24 protein-coding genes are annotated in these 19,704 nt (G+C 40.5%); 13 read left to right on the forward strand and 11 right to left on the reverse strand.

The features are described 5' to 3' along the window. The first annotated feature begins 41 nt into the window (after window positions 1-41). The 6 genes from M0R80_02870 (at window position 42) to M0R80_02895 (ending at window position 6,310) form a co-directional block, all read left to right on the forward strand. Entirely contained in the window at window positions 42-2,681 is a 2,640-nt protein-coding gene (locus M0R80_02870) for a hypothetical protein (GenBank protein ID MCK9458556.1), read from the forward strand. Further along, window positions 2,682-2,987 carry a hypothetical protein gene (locus M0R80_02875; protein ID MCK9458557.1) on the forward strand — a complete coding sequence of 102 codons (306 nt, stop codon included), beginning with the start codon at window positions 2,682-2,684 and terminating at the stop codon, window positions 2,985-2,987. Between the two features lie 3 nt (window positions 2,988-2,990). Continuing rightward, a complete protein-coding gene (locus M0R80_02880) occupies window positions 2,991-3,983 on the forward strand; it encodes a hypothetical protein (protein ID MCK9458558.1) in 993 nt (330 codons plus the stop codon). Window positions 3,984-3,991: 8 nt separating this feature from the next. Further along, window positions 3,992-4,477: a hypothetical protein gene (locus tag M0R80_02885; GenBank protein MCK9458559.1), complete on the forward strand. Its 486-nt coding sequence runs from the start codon at window positions 3,992-3,994 to the stop codon at window positions 4,475-4,477. 70 nt (window positions 4,478-4,547) lie between these two features. Next, a complete protein-coding gene (locus M0R80_02890; protein ID MCK9458560.1) occupies window positions 4,548-5,696 on the forward strand; it encodes a hypothetical protein in 1,149 nt (382 codons plus the stop codon). A gap of 20 nt (window positions 5,697-5,716) precedes the next feature. Next, window positions 5,717-6,310, forward strand: coding sequence for a hypothetical protein (locus M0R80_02895; GenBank protein ID MCK9458561.1), 594 nt, complete (start codon window positions 5,717-5,719; stop codon window positions 6,308-6,310). Here M0R80_02895 and M0R80_02900 read toward each other — a convergent pair. From M0R80_02900 to M0R80_02925, 6 genes are all read right to left on the reverse strand, one after another. Beyond that, the gene (locus M0R80_02900; protein ID MCK9458562.1) at window positions 6,226-7,032 is read right to left on the reverse strand and encodes a hypothetical protein; all 807 of its coding nucleotides are present in this window, start codon (window positions 7,030-7,032) and stop codon (window positions 6,226-6,228) included. The two genes, M0R80_02895 and M0R80_02900, sit on opposite strands and share 85 nt — an antisense overlap. Next, window positions 7,033-8,634, reverse strand: coding sequence for a hypothetical protein (locus M0R80_02905; GenBank protein MCK9458563.1), 1,602 nt, complete (start codon window positions 8,632-8,634; stop codon window positions 7,033-7,035). It abuts the gene before it with no gap. Between the two features lie 17 nt (window positions 8,635-8,651). Then, a complete protein-coding gene (locus M0R80_02910) occupies window positions 8,652-9,746 on the reverse strand; it encodes a hypothetical protein (protein ID MCK9458564.1) in 1,095 nt (364 codons plus the stop codon). Window positions 9,747-10,043: 297 nt separating this feature from the next. Beyond that, a complete protein-coding gene (locus tag M0R80_02915; protein MCK9458565.1) occupies window positions 10,044-10,784 on the reverse strand; it encodes a hypothetical protein in 741 nt (246 codons plus the stop codon). A gap of 22 nt (window positions 10,785-10,806) precedes the next feature. Continuing rightward, window positions 10,807-10,971, reverse strand: coding sequence for a hypothetical protein (locus M0R80_02920; protein ID MCK9458566.1), 165 nt, complete (start codon window positions 10,969-10,971; stop codon window positions 10,807-10,809). 35 nt (window positions 10,972-11,006) lie between these two features. Next, window positions 11,007-12,071, reverse strand: coding sequence for a hypothetical protein (locus M0R80_02925; protein MCK9458567.1), 1,065 nt, complete (start codon window positions 12,069-12,071; stop codon window positions 11,007-11,009). A 46-nt stretch (window positions 12,072-12,117) separates the two neighbouring features. On the opposite strand from M0R80_02925, the gene M0R80_02930 reads away from it, so the two are divergent. The 5 genes from M0R80_02930 to M0R80_02950 are packed head-to-tail and all read left to right on the forward strand — an operon-like array spanning window position 12,118 to window position 14,140. After that, a complete protein-coding gene (locus tag M0R80_02930; protein MCK9458568.1) occupies window positions 12,118-12,474 on the forward strand; it encodes a hypothetical protein in 357 nt (118 codons plus the stop codon). Between the two features lie 2 nt (window positions 12,475-12,476). After that, window positions 12,477-12,857 (forward strand): DUF1360 domain-containing protein, encoded by a 381-nt coding sequence (locus tag M0R80_02935; protein ID MCK9458569.1) that lies wholly within the window; start codon window positions 12,477-12,479, stop codon window positions 12,855-12,857. Next, window positions 12,857-13,246 carry a hypothetical protein gene (locus M0R80_02940; protein MCK9458570.1) on the forward strand — a complete coding sequence of 130 codons (390 nt, stop codon included), beginning with the start codon at window positions 12,857-12,859 and terminating at the stop codon, window positions 13,244-13,246. Before M0R80_02935 ends, M0R80_02940 begins: the two co-directional genes overlap by 1 nt. Then, window positions 13,209-13,568: a hypothetical protein gene (locus M0R80_02945; protein ID MCK9458571.1), complete on the forward strand. Its 360-nt coding sequence runs from the start codon at window positions 13,209-13,211 to the stop codon at window positions 13,566-13,568. Before M0R80_02940 ends, M0R80_02945 begins: the two co-directional genes overlap by 38 nt. Next, complete coding sequence (locus M0R80_02950; GenBank protein MCK9458572.1) at window positions 13,568-14,140, forward strand: hypothetical protein; 573 nt, start codon at window positions 13,568-13,570, stop codon at window positions 14,138-14,140. Before M0R80_02945 ends, M0R80_02950 begins: the two co-directional genes overlap by 1 nt. Here M0R80_02950 and M0R80_02955 read toward each other — a convergent pair. Both M0R80_02955 and M0R80_02960 read right to left on the reverse strand, forming a co-directional pair. Then, complete coding sequence (locus M0R80_02955; GenBank protein MCK9458573.1) at window positions 14,133-15,083, reverse strand: hypothetical protein; 951 nt, start codon at window positions 15,081-15,083, stop codon at window positions 14,133-14,135. The two genes, M0R80_02950 and M0R80_02955, sit on opposite strands and share 8 nt — an antisense overlap. Beyond that, window positions 15,055-15,231, reverse strand: coding sequence for a hypothetical protein (locus M0R80_02960; GenBank protein ID MCK9458574.1), 177 nt, complete (start codon window positions 15,229-15,231; stop codon window positions 15,055-15,057). The genes M0R80_02955 and M0R80_02960 overlap by 29 nt, the downstream gene beginning before the upstream one ends. Before the next feature lie 49 nt (window positions 15,232-15,280). Between M0R80_02960 and M0R80_02965 the strand changes: the two genes are divergently transcribed. Continuing rightward, complete coding sequence (locus tag M0R80_02965) at window positions 15,281-15,811, forward strand: hypothetical protein (GenBank protein ID MCK9458575.1); 531 nt, start codon at window positions 15,281-15,283, stop codon at window positions 15,809-15,811. 40 nt (window positions 15,812-15,851) lie between these two features. Beyond that, a complete protein-coding gene (locus M0R80_02970; GenBank protein MCK9458576.1) occupies window positions 15,852-16,079 on the forward strand; it encodes a hypothetical protein in 228 nt (75 codons plus the stop codon). Here M0R80_02970 and M0R80_02975 read toward each other — a convergent pair. The 3 genes from M0R80_02975 to M0R80_02985 form a co-directional block, all read right to left on the reverse strand. Further along, the gene (locus M0R80_02975) at window positions 16,076-16,582 is read right to left on the reverse strand and encodes a phage tail protein (GenBank protein ID MCK9458577.1); all 507 of its coding nucleotides are present in this window, start codon (window positions 16,580-16,582) and stop codon (window positions 16,076-16,078) included. The two genes, M0R80_02970 and M0R80_02975, sit on opposite strands and share 4 nt — an antisense overlap. Window positions 16,583-16,662: 80 nt before the next feature. Further along, window positions 16,663-17,220 (reverse strand): hypothetical protein, encoded by a 558-nt coding sequence (locus M0R80_02980; GenBank protein MCK9458578.1) that lies wholly within the window; start codon window positions 17,218-17,220, stop codon window positions 16,663-16,665. Window positions 17,221-17,300: 80 nt separating this feature from the next. After that, window positions 17,301-19,661, reverse strand: a complete 2,361-nt coding sequence (locus M0R80_02985; protein MCK9458579.1) for a phage tail sheath subtilisin-like domain-containing protein — start codon at window positions 19,659-19,661, stop codon at window positions 17,301-17,303. Window positions 19,662-19,704: the final 43 nt, after the last annotated feature.

Consider the following 19,704-nt stretch of genomic DNA (forward strand, 5'->3'; position numbering starts at 1 on the left):
TATTTTTCTAGTTCATAACCATAGGTATGAAAGTTAATCTAATGAGAAAGAGTGAAAATATGGTAAAGTTTGAAGACGTGAAGGGGCAGACAACAGAGGAATATTTTAATGGAAATGAATTTAGTATCGATGCATTCAATAAAAAATACACAATACAAAAAGGCGAAACATACGTACAAGCTGTGAAACGTGTGTGTGATTATATTGCTTCGGTTGAAGCTACGAAAGAGTTGAGAGAATATTGGTCCGAGCGATGGTTTGATGAAATTTATAATGATTGGTGGCATCCCGCTGGAAGTATTATGCAAGGTGCCGCATCGGGCAGAAAAATTAGTTTGGCGAATTGCACCACATTGAGTTTGGGTGCAGGACTTCCCGAAGAGGAATGGGATAATCTAGAGAGTATTATTCGTAATGCAGGGTTCACTATTGCGAAAACGGCTGCCTATCGACAAGGCTTGGGACTAGAGTTTTCTCGTCTGCGTCCTGTGGGCACAAAAGTCATGAATTCTGCCAATGAATCCTCGGGTGCAATTCATTGGATGAAGTTTCTTGATTCTATTGGCTACTACGTTGGACAGCAGGGCCGTATTCCAGCTATGTTGTTCAGCCTTGCATGTGACCATCCCGATATTGAAGATTTTATCAAGGTAAAGTCTGACCATACCAAAATTCAAAATGCCAATATTTCCGTGCAATGCTCAGACGCATTTTACGCTGCGGTAAGAAAAGACGCTGATTGGCGTCTTTCTTTTAATATTCCTGAGGTGAAGAAAGGAGATCGTATTTATTTGGATTCTCAGAGCAAATGTATGGATGCTCACTTCGACAAAGAAAAGAAGAAGTGGTATACAACGGCATTGCGAGATCGCAAAGGCGAGACAATCGAAAGAACCGTCAAAGCCCGTAAGTTGCTGGAACTCATTGCACAGAATATGCACACTCATGCAGAGCCGGGTATTCAAAACATAGATGTAGCTCGCAAATATTCTAATTCTGACTATGTGTATAATCCCGAGGATGAGTATGATTCGAGGATTGTTAGCACAAATGCCTGCTCAGAACAATATCTTTCCCGTGAAAGTTTGTGTGTTTTGGCATCACTAAATGCGGGTAAATTTTCTATTCATGATGACAATTGTAAAAAAGAGTTGGCAAAGATTGCTTATTCTATGAATCGATTCTTAGATAATGTGAACGAGGCAGAATTGAGAAACGGCACTTATGCCACTCCTCATCAAAAATTGGCAATTGAGAAGCTACGACGCACAGGGGCTGGCTTTACCAATATGTGTGCTTGGCTCTTTAAACAAAACCTAGAATACGGCACAGAAGATGGCAATAAAGCAGTTGCCAATTTTATGAAATGGTATAATTTCTATCTCTACGAATCTTCTATTGCACTAGGCAAAGAGAAAGGTAGTTTTGAACTATTTGACGAAGAAAAATATTGTCAATCGCCATTTATCAAACGGTTGATGAAACTGGGACTGAAGTTTAAAACGATGAGAAATAGCACACTCACCAGTATTGCCCCTACTGGCACACTCACCACGCAATTTAGGGACAATGCCATGTCTTATGGCATTGAGCCATCAACTTATTTGTATTGGTGGAAACGCACCCGCATGAATGGCCAATATGAATTCTATTTCTGTGTGCCATCTGTTGTGCGAGAATTCTTCGCCCAAAAAGGCTGTCCGTTGCCAATGGACAAAGATACGATCAAGGATACTTGGGATGGGAAGATTGGCAAGCCAATTGCTGAATTCATCGAAGCTCACAAAAATGAAATTGGCATTAAATTCCGCTGTGCTACAGAAATTCATCCCAATGAAAAATTAGACTTAATGGCACAAGTCATGACATGGGTAGATTCTTCTATTTCTGTAACCTACCTATTGCCAGAAGGTAGCGACTGGAAGACTGTATATGACTTCATTTTGTTAGCACATGAAAAAGAAGTCAAATCAATTGCCGCTTTTCCAGACAAGAAAATGTATGGAATTATTTCCATAATTCCATTTAAGGATTTGGCGAAGAAATTGATCTCAGAAGGCGTCGTTATTCATGAACAAAACTTCTGCAAAGAAGAGTTGGAAGAATTGTATGGCACTACTTATTTGTCGCCCAATGAATATCAGATTCAAAAAACTAAAGCTCCAATCCGCCCCCAGAGATTGCCTTGTGATATTCACCACACCAAGGTTACAAAAAAGCTTGATAAAATTCGCACATTTGATTATATTGTTTTGGTAGGCATTATGCCGCCCAATGATCCTTACGAAATCTTTGTGGCTGAAAATGGCATCCTCGATAAGAAATACAAGCGTGGCGTACTTATCAAAAAGGCAAGGGGTGTTTATGCTTTGGAAATAGAAGGCAAAATAGTTATAGAGAACATTGCCAAAGACGCCACAGAATCAGAAGATGTTTTGACACGCATGGTGAGCACGAGTTTGAGACATGGTGCGGATATTCATTTCATAGTGCAGCAACTCGAAAAGTCTCAAGGTGATTTGTTTGCTTTTTCAAAAGCCATTTATCGCATTTTGAAGAAGTATGTTCCTGACAACACTAAGATTACTGGCATGACTTGTCCATCCTGTGGGTGTAATGAATTTATTAGAATTGAAGGTTGTGCAACCTGTGTTAAGTGTGGGCATAGCAAGTGTAGCTAAATGAAGAAAAACAAATCGCCAGATCATTGCCCCATCTGTGGGCAATATATGGAAGTAATCTGTTCTGGGTTTCAGCGGCACCCTTTTGTGGATGGTCGATGTTATGAAAACATTTGCCACATATGTTTTTCTGCTCCTTGCACCTGTCGTTTTGACGAAGGTGTGATGTGGAAACATTATGATTATGAGGATCAAGAACTGCATACCGCTGAGGAAATGATGCGGTTTGGGTTCACAAAAGCCGAAGTAGCCATTTCCTTAAAAGCAGTAAAATTGGCTATAAAAAATGGTAAGCACCCTAAATAGGGTATGGATTTTAAGGGCTTTTTACTGAGCGAAATGATGGTTCATCGCCTTGGGGGAGAGCCATATAGAAATTTTATTGCTTTTCGAGGGCATCTATGGCTATTTGATGATGAGCCAACACAAAAAGAAGCCAAAGCCATTAACCGCATTATTCTCAAAGAACATCCTCAACACAAAGAATTAAAAGAAAAGCACAGGAAATTCGGCAAGTATTCATTTGATATTCAGGATTGGGTAAGAGAAAATATCCAAGATGCTTTTGTGGGAAGTTGGGATGCTAAAACAAAAATTATTTGGACTGGCGAAGATTCGATCAGTCCAGTGACTTCTCCATTAGTCAAAAAGGTTGTAGCTGCACTGAAAGCCAAATCTGTACAATTTGAAACCAATCAATCGTTCTCAAAAGAACAAGATGTGCCATCTTATCAAAGACAGGACAACACAAGCTATTGGGATCGCACTGAAATTTATCGTCGCAAAGATATCTTAGGACAAATTCCAGAAACTGCATTTCATGGCACTTCTACCAAATATTTGCCTGATATTCTGAAATGGGGGCTAATGCCTGGACAAGCTGAGTCTAATTATGGGGACATTATGCATGAGGATAAGATATTTTTGGCATTCAAGTTCTCAGAAGCAGAATCACATGCTACGCATACAGGTGGTCGCACTAAAAACTATCCGGTTGTAATTCAAGTCAAAATACCCGATAGAGCCCGATTGTTGCCTGATTATGATGCTGATAAATCAACATCCACACCCACCTATCCAGATTTTGTTGGCGGCAAACCGAATACATATTCTTCGGTTAGTCCAATGAAAGCTAGTAAACATCAAGGAGTTGTCGGATACAAAGGTCGTATCCCAGCCAATTTCATCGAAGCTGTATATCTAAGAATGGGGAATAATTGGAAAAAAGTCAAATTAGATACTCTTAGAAAGAGGGTTGCAGAAGACCCTTGGGAATGGCAATATAAATACGGATTTGAATAGGACAATTTATGGAATTTAAATATTTTATTTTAAATGAAGGCAGGGCTTATCTGGGCATACGTTTGGGGGACATTCTCAATGCAACTCAGGATTTAGAGCAAAATGCCAAAAGTATGGGCTCTCGTCAACTTGTCAGTAATGCTGAGGGCATTGTAAATCAAATTCGCAGAGTGTTACACACCCATTGGGATAAGCAGGAAGAAGAGTCCCTCAAAAAGTTGCAAAAGGCAGCAGTAGCTTTAGCCAGAGCTATCGAAGAAAAAGATGATCTCTTAAACACGATTACATCGGTTAAGGGAGAGCTTGAGGAATTAGTGGGTGATTTAGGGCAGCCAATTGGGGAACTAGGCAAGCCAGAAGGCGGCAAAGAAGCCAAAGAACAAGAAGAAACGCCACAGCCTCAGCCTCAGCAAACTCAACAGCCAGGACCGCCACCAGCAGGACCACCGCAGCCTCAACAGCCGTCACCCCAAATGCCTGGGCAACCTCAATAATCTATTTACTTTATTGTTTGTTTTTGCTAAGATGATGGAAATATAAGGAGATTTTATCATTTGTGGCATAGTGGGATTTATAGGCAAGAGCAAAGACCCAACAGCGTCCTACGATTTAGCAACTCAATTGTTTCTTAAAACAGAGAGTCGTGGCGAGGATGCCACTGGTATTTGGGGAACTGAACCTGGGAATGGTAAAATTATTTACCATAAAGAGCCGGTAAAAGTAAAAGAATTTGTTACTGGTGATATGTGGAAAAGGGTCAGAAAACTAAACCCTGATTTGCTATTGATGCATGCCAGGGCCGCTTCTTCAGGTGTTGGCAGCCCCAAAGTCAACAAAAACAACCATCCATTCGTTAGCAAAGATTGCACAACGGCACTCATTCACAATGGAAGAATACCAGATGTGGAATATGGACAATTAAAGAAACAATATGCTGTAGAATCTGATTGCGATTCAGAGATGTTTTTGCGGGTATTTGAACATGGATCAGGAATGGCACATGGCATTCAAGATATATGGTCCTATATGCATCGTAGTCATATGGCCATTGCTATTGGCGAACGAATAGCACAAAGCCGTAGATTGTGGCTTTTCCGCAACACTCATCGGCCACTTTGGCTGACAGATATGCGAAGTACATTGGGACAAATATTTTTCTTCTCCGATCCCGACATTTGGGATGAAGCAACAGCCGCTTGCAAAAATGTTTGGAATTACTTAGGAAAAATAAAATTATTTAATTTGACAACAGAGATGATATGGTGTTTTAATTCAGACGCCAAAGGTCAAATAAATTTACAGAAGTTTAAAATTTGTGTTAAAGATAACACTCCTTGGCAAACAAAAAAAGAAAAACTTGAAATTAGGCTCAAAGGCCCAGACTCGAAGGTTGAAATCATAACTGGATTAAATGAAAAAGACGAATTGCCCGAGAAACAAAAGCCTGTGGTAGTTGCACCATTCTCTCATGCTTATCAAGATGAAGAGGGGCTCTTTACCGACACATCTGACAATAAGAAAAACCTAGAAAAGCTTAGCGAACAAATTAAAGCAATTGAGCTATTACTTAATGATGTTTCAACTGCCACGGAAAACCTTGTGTGGGAAAATACGATAGATGGGGATGATTTTTTAGAATTATTTACGTCTTTATCTAATGTCGATATGGAGTTGCAAGGGACTTTGCGATTGTTAGAAGATGGTAAACGATAATTCATTTACTATATTAGTGAATGAGTGAATTTAATGATGATTTAGATGTTGAAGATGTATTAAAAGAAAAGCCCAAAAAAATAAAATCTGGGGCCAAAGGCAAGGCGGCAGAAAGAGATATCTGTCACATTCTTAATAAACGTTTTGCCAACATTCTGTTAGCACACCCATCTTGGGGAACGTTTTCCAGAAGCGTGGGTTCTGGCAATCGTTGGGGACAGGGAGTGATGTTATCAGAGCAGGCAAAGAATGTTTATGCTTCTGATATTTGTTGCCCCGAGCATTTTTTGTTCGTGATTGAGAGCAAAAAAGGCTACAATGAGATCGATTTATGCACTTGCTTTAGTGGCAAATGTCCAGGCTTGGATACCTTTTTGCAACAGGTGTTAGATGATTCCTTGAGAGTGAATCGTAAACCCTTGTTGATTTGGAAGAAGGATCGCAAGCCAGCCATTGCATTTATACGAGAGCCTATGACATGGGCTGGCCCCAATTGGCCGGAAGAATTTCAAGCAACAGCGGATATGTTTTACACAGGCGTTGGCGGTTGGTCGGCATTGCCATTTACGGAATTGTTGACTTCAACCCCAGATACGTTTTGGTTTTCAACATGAGGCTTCTTGTGTAAGGCTTTCCAGTGATGAGCGGCAGCCACTGCCATTAAACACCATTCATCATCTTGTAGATCAGATGTGAGAAAATCTGCCATAATCTGAGCATCATTCTTTTTTAGATTTTCTATTTCATCATTGGGTTTGAAGTGCGTGTCTATTTTTGCCGCCAGTGTTGCTACTTTTTGCACTTCTTTATTTTTTTTGGCTGCCCAAGGTTGAGGCAAACCAGCCTCTTTGGCAGCCTTTCTTTGAGCCCTCATGCTCACGGCTGGTCCAGTATAATCATCATTCCAGTCAAACACATCTTGTTTTACATTTCTCAATTCGCTGAGAGTTCGTCGTCCTTCACAATGAGCCCGAGCAGCACAAACGGCTTTGTTGTAGAAAGTTGGGAAAGACGGACCAGGATGGTTGAGAAATTTCCACAAAAGATGGGCTGGATCATCCTGTCCCTGAAATTTACATTCCTTCATGACAGACAGAAATTCTTTTGCCTTATCTGCCCCGTATTTGATAGCACATTTGCAAGCTACTGCCCCCAATGCAGCACTATAAGTACCGTCCGGGCTCCCAGGCAAGCACTTGGTGATTTCTGCTGCCAATGCCTCGAAACGATCATAGAATTCCGCACGTTTTTCAGCAGGAAGCTGAACTTCTGCCTTGCCTCTATTGCCAATGCCTTTCAGCATTTGATTGCAAACTCGCTCGATGAATTCATTCATTTATGCTGCTCCCAAAATACTTCTCATTTGATCTTTAATTTTTTCAATACGGCCCAGTTCCTCTTGTTGGCTATTTTGAGCCTCTTGAACGTCGCTCAACAACCTTGTTTCTTGCACCACATAGTCTTGCATTCTGTTTTCCGCTTCATTCAAGTCCTTTTTTAATGCATCCAATCGCATTTGCAAGCCCGACATAGCATCATGAGTGGTTTGCAGGTCTTTTTGTGCCTGTTCTATAATTTCACCATAAGTATTGACAGATTCTTGAACTGTGTCAATTTGTTTGGCCAAAGGTTCTAGATTTGACATTTCACTTGCTACCTTTGAAAGCGGAACAGCAAGAATGGGTTCTGACGAATGAATTGGCTCGGGGAGCGATGTATCAGGTGCCAGAGCAATTGCCGACAGAGGTTTGGCCAGGGCTTTATTTGATTCTTCGGCAGTGAGTTGTTGCACCAATTTGGGATGTTTTTTGAACTCTTCCATCCCATCACAAGTTAACCAAAATCCCTTTGTTCTCTGGTCTTTTACAGACCGATACTCACGACGCAGCCATCTTTCCTCGCACAAAGCTTTCAGAAGGAAAGATATGATTTTGGTGCCATCCGTGTAATAGTCTTGTTGCCGAAGGAATTGATCGATGCCTAATTCAAATTTTAATGCATTGAGCGTCAATTCCAGACTTAGATACCCATTCCTTCCCGATACTGCCACAAACGCAGCCAGGGTGTTTAAACAGGCAACTGGACTGTGATGTACCGGAGCATTTGCCGATATATCACGATGGCTTAAACAAAACCGTGCTCGCTTGCCGCAGTTAAAATAATTACTGGGCAATTTCCAAAAGATTTTTGAATGGAAATCAAGCACTTCGATACCCATTTGATCTCTTGCCGCAAGCATAACTTTTTCTTCAAATGGCCATTGATGACCAATGAATTCTGATATGCTCAATCCCTTCTCGGTATACATCGCCAGCTTGACTTCAATCCATCTAATGGCTTCATTGACTAGCTTGGGATCGGGCTGTGCCAATCGTTGTTGAACTTCTTGGTCCACTTCTGCCAAGGCATTGATTTCTGCTTCCTTTTTGGCAATTTGCTCCGCTTTTTGGACGATACCAACCGATTTGGCAGGATCAGGACTCAAGAGGGCATTTTTGATATCTGCTGACGTTGGCAACCGTGGTTTCGGCGGAAATGGCGAAGTTAGCAGAGGCGATTGTGTTGCTTTCTCCACCATCTGTTTGGTAAGGGGCTCAACAGTTAGTTTCTTTGGATGCACTCGCCTGAAAGCAGAAATTACATTTTTTCTATCATACATTTTCGGGCAAGTAAGAACAGAATCCCAACAAGTTTCTGGTCCTCCCGGCATTGTACGAATCAAAAGTGATTGTGGCCCATTGGAGGCTTCTCTTGCAAACATAAAGCGGAAATCAGAACGCTTTCCGCTTTGTTTGAAAAAAGCCAAATCCCATGTGCCGTGGTATTGTAAAGCCGTAAGAACTTGCTCTACAATTTTGACACTATCTTCAACGAGCCGATCCTTTCGCAAGATAGTGTGAATAACCCTCACAACCAGAGGGGGCGGTTTCTTAGACATAATAATCCTCCCCTGGATTACTCTTCGTCAGCAAAAGTGGGCTTGGTGGGAACCGTATAGTTCGGCCCCCATTCAAACACGTCCTTTTTACGCTCGATGAGATTGATGCACGGTCTGTTGTAAACAAAACAAATCACGCCGTGTAGAACTCTTCGATAGATTTTGACTGGCGGGGCTGTGCGTCTGCCTTTGATGCTGTTGACCCATTTATAGGTAGCTCGAACAGGGTCTTCGGCTTGAAAGCCTTCAACTTTCTGGAAACGCTCACAGAAGGGAGCTATTTTGTCCATTCCGTACCATAGAGCAGCTTTGGCGATTGCTGCCTGTACATCGGATCGCTCTTTTTTGAGATAGTGTCCTACCCATTTGATGACTTCGTTGTACTTGAGCAAAAAGTCAGCAATTTCAGAGTCTGTAATCTTTTTGCCCCGATTGACGCCCAGCATCATGGATTTGCAAATGGATGTTGCTTTGTCTTTGACAACATCTTTGCCGAGAAGCAGTGCTAGTTTTTGCCCTGTGGGACGCTTCATGCCAGAATCGACAACAAATCGAGCAATTACTGGCACTTGGAAGGTGACGTACAACGGCACATCTATATCCGCCACACGAACAGCCGCAATGCGATGTTGTCCTTGGTACAAGTCGCCATTGATATCGATTCCAAGGCTTTCCTCTGTTTGCAAATAACTACCGTTACGCATGTCTCTTGAAAGGGACTCAATCCATGCTCCGTCACGGGGTCGATTTGCATGGTTGAAGGTTTCCAACACTTCACACATTGCACGATTCAACAGCACATATTCTGAGTATTGGTGCGGCTTTTTGGGGCAGTGACACCACGGCTTGCCAGTTAATTTGGCTTGCTCCAAGTAGTATCGCTGGTTGTCGAAAGCTTCCTGCAAAGTTTCCCGATCCATATGTCGATTACGAGCCAGAAGTTCCTCTGGCAGTGTCCGACCTGTGTTTCTTACGGGAAAAGGAACCTTTAGCGGTGTAGCAGGAACAACAAGAGGTGTTTTAGCAAGCACCCCTATTTGAGCGAGACGGTCATAAAAATGCTCCACTACAGTGCTTCCAAGTGTCGGAATGGCTGCGTCGTCTGACATCATTTGTTCTCCGTGTGATGGAATATCTTGGACACCTGTGAAGCATTATACTCCAGGCTTTAAGCTTGTAAAGTGCTTTTGCTCAAAAAAAGGAAGACCTTTGCTGCAAGTCTTTGTTTTGTAACGACTTACAACTTGAAAATTTTTGGAAAAAGATCAGATGCCCTTAGGCATCCTCACTGCACTTGCATTGCACTTGTATTGCACTTGCATTGCATGCTGCAAAAGGGGGGTATAAAAAAAGGGGTTGCCGGGGATTTCCGCCAAGAAATCATACCATTAACCCCCCAAGAACTTAGCTTAAAATATTTGAAGTTGCATTTTCTCAGAAACATAAGTACAATCGCCAAAATCCATTTCGATCCACACATTATAGATTCCGACTGCCAAATCCAATCCATTTTCTGATGTATCTAAGAGATAATATCCGAGGCATTTTTCCCTATATTGTATGTCTTCACCCTCTACAACCATACGCAGGTCTTGCTCTTCTGGCATACACTCAACACATTCCTGCTCGATGTATATCCTAAGAGGAGCGGCTATTGCAAGGTTTGTATAATATTCCTCTAGTTCGGACATTTGTCTTACATTAGGTTTGACCTGAATTATTAAATATTGTTTGCCACCTTGTCGAATACGATTCGGTTGAAACCTAAAATTGAAATCATATACAATCGGGGTAGTGCCAGTATACCACAAATCGGGGTATATTTGGAATTGTTTTTCTTCGACAATGGGCTCATCATCTTCTCGAAAAACTACATACCACAAATCTAGATATTCGCCAATAACATACAAATTTCCAGCCACAGTGGTTGACGCAACATATTGTCCTGTTTCTGTATTTGTGACATTGGTGATTGTTTCTACCAATCGTCTGCCATCGGGATTATCAGTCGTTTTTTCACTAGGGTCTAAAAACCATATTTCTACTTTTTGTACTTCATGTACATCCATTCTGTTATTAGAATTATATGTAAAGAACCTTAAATCAAGAGTATCGCCTATAACTGGATTTTGATATCTTTCTTTAGCCATTAGTTGTTTTCCTCTGATTTATTTAGTGTCTTTTTGATTTTTGTTTTGCAGCTTCTATTGCTTCATTTTCTTTTTCTTTTTGTTGAATAAATCGTTCAATAAACCATTTTCTTTCAAAGATCGGAAATGACATTGCCACTTCTGGTTTTTGACGTAAATGATACATGAAAAAGAACTTCTCCTCCATTAGCATTTCCCACAATTGCAGGGACGGTGGGGGTTTTACTCCTCCTCGTTCTCCATCTTGTTCCCCTTCTTCCGTTTGCGTGGGAAGAAAAAATCTGCTTCAAGTGGCAAATCAATGGTGAATTCTTCCAAACACCCAGGACAGTAAATATCTACACTGGTATCCACACCAAATGGCGGCTCGGCAATAGTATTGCGGATATGAGCCACATCATTGATATGCATTTCCTTTAACAACTGCAAGATTTCTCTTTTCTCTGTGCAGCCGCCCAAATTCTCTACCAACAAAGAGCTACGATAAAGCAATGTATCGTCTGTGCCCGTGGTATTTTTTCCTTTGCGTTCCCTGTAGTCCTGCACTCTTTGTTCATCTTCTCCTCTAGACAAACGATATGTGAAAGGAATGCTTGTTTGCGGCGTTTGATCCTTGAGTGAATTTGCATCAAAATCGGCTGGACAGGCATCTACGTACAAACCATTTAGATCGATAACATGTCCAAAACGTCGATCACAACCGGGGCATTTTACTTCTACGTCATATTGCGGCGTATAAGAGATACCACGCAGGTAAATGAGCAAATAGGTGCGGTCTTCAGTCAAAAATTTCTCGGCATCATAATCCTCTTGTATACAGTGATTGAAGATCATGTTCATGGCTTTGCCCTTTTTGACAAATCGGCTTGTGGCCAGAATTTCTTCTTCTTGTCCTGTCATGGGTCTAATGTGTAGTTTTCCATTTCTTGGGCCATCTGTACCATCGTAGAATTTGCCTTTTGAAGGAAGTTCGATTTCTTCAAAGGTTGCTTTGGATTGCTTGATTCTGGCCCGCATTTGTTGAAAGGCGTCACCACCATCAAGAGGCTCTTCAGACATGGCTTCTGGCCTTCTTTGCGGACCCTTTAGTTGCTGGTCCAGAATTTTCTGGGCAAAGGGAGGGATTTTCCCCGTAATCGGCAATTGTGCTGGACTGGCTGGCGATGTTTCCAACTCTTCTTCAACTGCTCTACGCACCTGGGAAATTTCATTCAGTGCATTTTGATCTGATTTGATCTCATCTGGACTTATTGGTTTACGTTGTGGTCTAAAAGCTTCTTCTGGCATATTTGCTCCTGTTTAATTATTGCTTTCTAACTATGATAGTAAATAAATGCTGATAATAAATTTTAACAATGTTGAAAATTTAGTTTTTTACAACGAAAAGGTTCAGGCGTTACTTCCTGAATTCATACATTTATTTAATTCTTGGAAATTTGCTGTAAAAAATCCATCTTTTCGAAGCCTTGGCAAACGATCTATAGCCGATTTTCTCAATCACTTAACAGAGGATAATATCGAGGTTTTGACTAAATACTTTGGGGACAAAATACAAATCGATAGGATTGATTATCATATAGTTAAAAATTCAGAGTACAGCGTTGATACTACCGAGGTTTTGCAAGATGCTTTCTCTAATATAGTATTGTTCAGAAAAAATAATCATTTATATGTATCTTCTTGGAGATAATTATGGCAAATTTAATTTTATTTCTCTTAGCTTCTGTTGGGCTTTCTCACATCTTGGTGGAAAGCACCATATGTGATCCTTTGAGAACATGGTTTAAAGATAGGTCTCCCAAAGAAGGCGACCCTTGTCCAAAGCCACTATCCTTTAAGTGGTTGTGTGGCAAAACTTCATATATACTGGGTTGTTACCAATGTAGTGGCGTATGGTCTGGCTGGATTATGGCTGGTTTTATTTTGACCAGTTGGAATGTTGATGTCTCCATAATATACAACTTGTTTACAAATCTGGCAGTAATAATACCAGCGGGCTTTGCCGCCAGTATTATTTCTAATCTAGTGGCTATCTTACTGACTTATTTAGAAGCAAACTCCTTGGTTAAATAATGGGCGAAATATATCAATTATTTTGTAATAACTGTTGCTGGAAAAGAATTAGTGAAAATCTAGAAGCCAAGGATTTAACCGAGGTAAAAACCACTGACGTTCCCAAGGGCATTCCTCATATAGACCCAGTAAACGGAGATATGATAATCCCCAAACCGCTTAAACGCAACAAGAAGTATAAATGTCCAAATTGTGGGTTTGTTATAATTCCTCGCAAAATAGAAAACCCACAAGAAAATGTAGAACAAAACATGGATATGCAAAGACGCATACAGAAACGATTGGAAAATGACGAGAAAGAAAAGGTGAAACAACTTGAGAGAGAACAGCTTAAAAAACAACGTGGGGCTGATGGAAGTGAAACAAGCCCTGGCAGACGGACGCTTTAGAGATGCGTTGCCCTTAGAAATCAGGGATGATGTCGCCAAATATCTACATTGCCCCAGTTGTGCCTCTAATGTAAATTTTTTCAGGAACGTTCTAAAAACTTGCAAAAAGCAACTCAGCGATTATTATCCGGGCAGAGAGTTTTTTGATGAAGAAAAAGAAATAGAGACACTGGCCGCCAATCATTGGTCTGTGTTTTCTTGTCACATCAATGATTTGGAAGGTAAATTACGAGCTTTGCCCAAGGGCAGAAAACAAATTGCTATGGCTCGCTGGGAAGATCAAATCACTGTAGTAGTCAACGAAATTGATTATATTTATTGATGGTAAAAGAATTGTTTTTGCAAACGAACATATATCCATTCCTTGGGCATCGTGCTCAAGGATTCTACAAAATTGTAGAACATCTTGAAAACAATCCTCATGGGTATATTATAGAAACAGGAACAACAAGAGGGGTAGGCGGTTGGTATAGCGAGGGACAAAGCACGTTGATTTGGGATTGGGTCAAGACGCTATTGCCAGACATTAAAATCATATCAATAGACAAAGATCAGTCCTGTATCAATATCGCAAAATCGCAAACCAAGCATGTTGAATATGTCTGTGATGATTCTGTGAATGCACTGAACACAATGAGTGGTTCAATAACAAAGGATACAATACTTTTGTATTTAGACAGCATGGATTGGAGTGAAAAAGCAGCCCTCGAATCCAGCTTGCATCATCTGTGCGAATTGGCATGTGTTTGGACAAGCTTACCAAAGGGATGTCTTATTGTTGTAGATGATCGACACTCAGAGACAATGGGCAAACATATTATGGTCGAACAGTTTATGAACAAACTTGGCATAATTCCTTTTTTCAAAGAATATCAAATAGCATGGATTAAATAGATTTGCTTTCATGACAATAATGTTTTGATTTTTTGATATTGGAACAACTGTTTATCATTTTCTGAGGATATGATTTATACTTACTGATTTCTATTGGCCACTCATCAGACAAATCCCTACGGCCCCCCAAAATCAAAGCATTTTCATAGAATATCATGGCCTTTTGGAAATTGTCTTGTTGGTAGTAAATATCTCCCAATAAGCACCAAAATTCGGACATGATGGGGCGAACGGCCAGACAAGGCAATATGTGTTTAAAAGCAGAGTGTAAATCTTTAAATTGATAGCAGTAAACCATAGCAAGATAATATTTGAGCATTACGGCTGATATGCCTTCTTTTTCCAGAAAAAGGTAATGATTTGATATAGCCACAAATTCTCGATACTTAGCTTGTTGCAGCAAAATACAAGCTTCGTAATAATACGGATTAGGTGACGTAGGTTGTTCTTTTTTCCAACTTCTTATAACATCCAGTTGTCCTTGAAGGGGTGGTTGTTTTTTACTATAAATTATCACTTCTTTAAGTAGTTTTGCGTTTGGATCATATAAAGTTTCAAATATTGGATTTACAAATCTAAATCCACTAGACATGCTCCACAATCTTATTTCCTTAGAAACAATATTTTCTTGAAATATTTGACATAACCAAGAATTGCTTTGTAGGTTTTCTAAATGTCTGTGCCCTTGTGCTAACACTTCCCAAGGCTGAATGTAAAAAGCCCAGGGAGTTTTGGTGTTTTCTATCAAAACATTGCGGGCAACCGAACAGTTGTTTGTAACTGGGATAATTTTTGCTTTAAACTTGCGACAGATTGCGAGAGAATTATCTGTTGAGCCCTGATCGCCTATTAGAATTGGGCAATCTAAAACAACAAGTGATTGCAACGATTGCTCAATATCCTGTTCATTGTTTCTAACCAGAAGATGAACTGTCAGGTTCATGTTTTGCCCGCCTCTCCGCTAATAACAACATAGCATCTGCTTCTTCTGTGCGATTTATAGATTTTAGGTATTTTGCAAAATCCTCATATGGTTTTTTAGCAGTTGGTTGCTCTATTATAGATAAAATGAGATTAATTGGATTTGACATTTAATTTTATTAAGCAGACATATTTAATACTTTATATTAAAGGAGTTTCATGGCCAGCGAATATATCAACAATCAACAATTTGAACGAAATATAGCACAGTATCAGAATGCAAAGAAAAAGAAAGCAAGGTGTTTGTTGGTTATTGAAGATTTAAGAGATACCATTAAAAGGAAAGGCATCAGGAAGGTCATATGTGCCTCCGAGCGAAAAGTATTAAAATCATATCAGTTGACCTATCAATCTGCTGAAAATGACTATAAAGATGCTGAAATAAAGCTGGCCTCTGATTTTTTTCTCTTGGCTGAAAATCTAACTCGTTACTTTAAGTTTCACTTAATAGAACCAGATGACGCAATCCAAGAAGGTGTAATGATTTGCTTTGAGAAAATAGATAGATTTAATCCTATTAAGGGCAAAGCTTTCAACTATATGACCACCTGCTGTGCCAACCATTTTCGACAGCTACACAGGACATCAAAGAATTACAATGAGCTAAAAAAGAAGTTTTTTACCTTCAAACAGACCTGCGAACAACGAACAATCATAAAAAACGGAAAAGAAATACCATTTTTTACATAATTTAGTAGAAAAGGTGTTGCAAAAGTAATATAATAATGTTATGAAGTATAATCCATTAGAACAATTAGAAACAGCCGAGTTAATAGAAAAGTTAAAAAGTTGGGGTTATGGGGACTTAATAAAAGTTCTCTTAGAAGATGCAGAGGTCTATACTAAAAAGGGCAGATTGAACAAATCAGGTGCTTGCCGAGTTTTGGACTGGAAAAGCAAACAACTTGAAGATGCCCTTGCAGCCTGTAAACAAATACTGCACAACGAATTTGATTAGTTATTGATATAGGCCCTGTCATATCGAAGCGACAGATCGCAGGTACAATATTCTGATGTACCCATATCTAAATCTCCGAATTCTATAGATTCTGGCCATACATTCTCTAGTATCCATTCTTCTACAACGCTTCCGCACCCATCTAACATTTCTAAAGTAACTCTGGGAATTACAAATGCAGTTGATGGGTCTTTCCAAGTTGCATCATTTTGTGGATCATATTGTTTTTTAAGCCATTCGAAAACTGGATGTTTGTTTTTTTTGAGATCAAATAATGTTAGAGTAATCGGCTTCCAGTCTGGTTTGGTGGGTCGATAAATTATCTCATTCAGATGTTGTATTTCCATTGTCTTAAAACTAAGACCAGGACGTGATGCCTTAGATGGCGGCAAACAATTAGTGCCGGAAGCAGATATGTTTTCAATTTTCAGAAGCCATCTGAATTTTTGTTTATAACAAGTTGTTGGCTTTTCAAGACCAAACTGAAGACCCATTAAACCCATATTTATTGTTCTCCAAAAAACAATGGTACGTGAACATATTTTTCACGTACCATTGTATAATAGTCAATAACCATGCGATTTTATTCTTGGCAATCCAAGCAACCGCAGCTACCCTGTTGAACTGGGCAACGGCTTTCGTATTTGACGTTTGTATATCGAAGCGTAAGTTTCACTTCGCAAATGTCATTACTATCCATTGCCAAATCCCCGAAATCGATAGCTTTGGGCCAAACGGCATCCAGTGTCCATGTTTCCATGTCGTTTCCGCAACCATCATACAAGACTAGTGTAGCAACACCCTTGTATTTTTGGAGCTTGGAGTTTTGTTGCAACTCAACTGGTTTCGTAAAGTCGTAAGTTGCAGTAAGCCATCGGAACAAAGTTCCAATTTCCGTACTGTTGCAATCATAATACGTTACTTCTAATGGTTGCCAAGTGCCCTTGCCAGGAATCCATGTTTTAGCATTGAGGAAGTTCACTTCTGTTTCTTCAATGTCTAAATTAGGTCTAGCTGCTGTCTTAACAAAGTGATAGTCGATATCGCCGCACTCTGTTTTTAGCTTAAAAGTCCATCGAAACTTCCTTTTAAACACTCTAGTATCAAGGCCAATTGGACCTAAACCCATTGGTATACCCATAGTATCTTCTCCTTTTATTTATTAAACAAGAGCCTGTGGCGGTCTTTTAGACCGCCACCGGCTTATTTTGTGTGGCCCTATTATGTATAGGGTTGTTCGGTATTTTCGGTCCAGCTACCAGTACGATGGATGCTGAATTCAATAAACATAAATTCGACTGCCTTAACCGGCTGTACACCGATCTTCGCACGGAATTCATTGCGGTCAACTACATCTGGGGTGTTGATGTCCCAGCCGCATTCTATGATATAATCATATAGACCTCTGCCAATTTTAATTTGTTCCAAGATACCCGAAGCTAAGGTGATGAATTTCTTGTGGAATTCATCATCATGGGGATCGAACAACATAAGTTTGGACTGTGATCTGATTTGTTTTTCAATAACAAACATCAGGCGGCGAACATTAACCCGATCCAATGCTGTTGGGGAACGTTGCATCGTTTTTTGTCCCCATACCACAAAGTTCTGCAAGTCGTTGAATTGAACGACAGGATTGATGCAGTTTCTGTTTCCATACATTGCATCTCTTTCCGCCAATGTCGGACGACTGAATACGTCAGTGATATTGGGAACGATACCACGAGTCGCACCAGCGGGAGCAAACCACGGCTCTGTCAAGAAATCGTTCCTGGCATAAACTGCCATGATGCTTCCAGATGGCGGTATCCATACGTCTACGTGATTGTAAGTATCACGCAGTTTCAACCACGGCCAGTAAAGTGCCAAGAAGTCTGAATTGAAACGAGTGCCGTTCAATGGATGTGTACCATTTTGCCAAGCAATGATTTCATTGACAGTGAGACCAAATGGCGGGTCTACAATTCCCATGCAGTCCATTCGATAGTTTTGGCACAAATCAATCATTGCTTCAACGATATCTGTGGAACTACGACCAGGAACAGCGACCATATCAATGTCAATTTGTTCTGGTTCGGATACGGCGAACATTCCCGTGTATCCCAAAGCACTACCAATCAACAGTGTGTCTTGATCTACTGGATCGGCAGGAATACCATCCGAGCCACCAGACAAGGTATACACACCATCTAAAGGCGATGCATGATTTGTTGCGTCATCTGTAACCCTAACGAAATCTGAAACCAGTGACAAATAGCTTTCTACATAAAAACGACTGGTTTGATCTTTGGTAAGATTACCCCATGCCTCTACTTCGACGCCATTGTTGTAAACCATCATGGAGAACACGCCTTCTCGAATATCGTTTACAATTTCAACTGTGGTTTCGTTGCCTTCGATACCCGGCGAATCGGCTTGTAATGTGAAAGTATAAGTTCCAGGTGTTGCTGTTCCACCAACAACCTTGCCATAGGTATAAACAGCGGCATCACCACTCACACCCTCTGGTTCGCAATTGCCAACTGCATAGCAACCACGATGGGTGCTGTTGTCTAGTCCAAACATGGATGCAGTGCTGTCGGATTTGACCAACAAGCGGGCATCAATGCCTTTGTGCAAAGTAGTTAAAGTTAAATTGCTTCCGCTTGCAGACGCTTCAAATCCGCCAGGAATTGTACCGGCTGTAATTTGATCGTTGATTTCAGTTACAACGTCAGCAGTAGTAATAGGCTGTGACAATAGTTCTAAGGCCGATAAATCTATTGTTTGCACCACATTATCAATTAGCACACTATCTGTGCCATCGATGACAACTTGCAAATTAAGATTAGTTACGCCAGTAAGATTCCATGTGCCAGCAGCAGTGTATCCATCATCTGGATATTTGGCCAACAAACCTGTTAGCGTTGCTTCGACCATATCTGTGCCGATACCCATCACAGTATACGCATCATTCAGAACAGATAACAATTCTAAACTAGAGTCTGGACCATAAGCCCAAATAGTTCTTAGTCCAATTTTGTCGCCAGTGCCGACAAAGAATTCAATGCCATCATATGTGGCATCTAATTGTTCGTTGAGCAATGCAACCAATTCAGTGCATGTATAAGTGCCGTGCAACACAAACAATGTTTTGGATGCATCAACACCATTGAGCGACCATTTGAAAAAATAGTCATTCGGACCAGCAAAAACATAGTCACCAGCGGTGTTAGATTGTATAACAATCTGAGTACCTGCTGCATCAACTCCTATTTCGGCGGTTGCTGCATATTCATCACTCACTTGGTCTTGATCTCCTACACGCACAATATAAAGCTCGTTAGCAACGGTTAAATATTGTTCGGCAGCATAGATCAAGTAAGGATCGCCCACATCAGGATGTGGGTAACCAAAAGTTCTATGAAGCGTATTGTAGTCTGTTACCAATGTGGGTTGGTTGATTGGACCTTTGCTAGCAAATCCTATCAAAGCAGCCCTATGAAACGTCTGCTCGGTAGCGATAAAACTAAGGTCTTGCTCTGTAATTCGCACGCTTGGCGAAATTGTATTGCTTGGCGGAAATCCCCTTAAAATCGGCATAGTTATTCTCCCTTATTAAGTTCTTTATTTGGTATATACTTCG

The sequence above is a fragment of the Pseudomonadota bacterium genome (assembly GCA_023229365.1).
In the GTDB taxonomy this organism is placed as follows: Bacteria; Myxococcota_A; Polyangia; order JAAYKL01; family JAAYKL01; genus JALNZK01.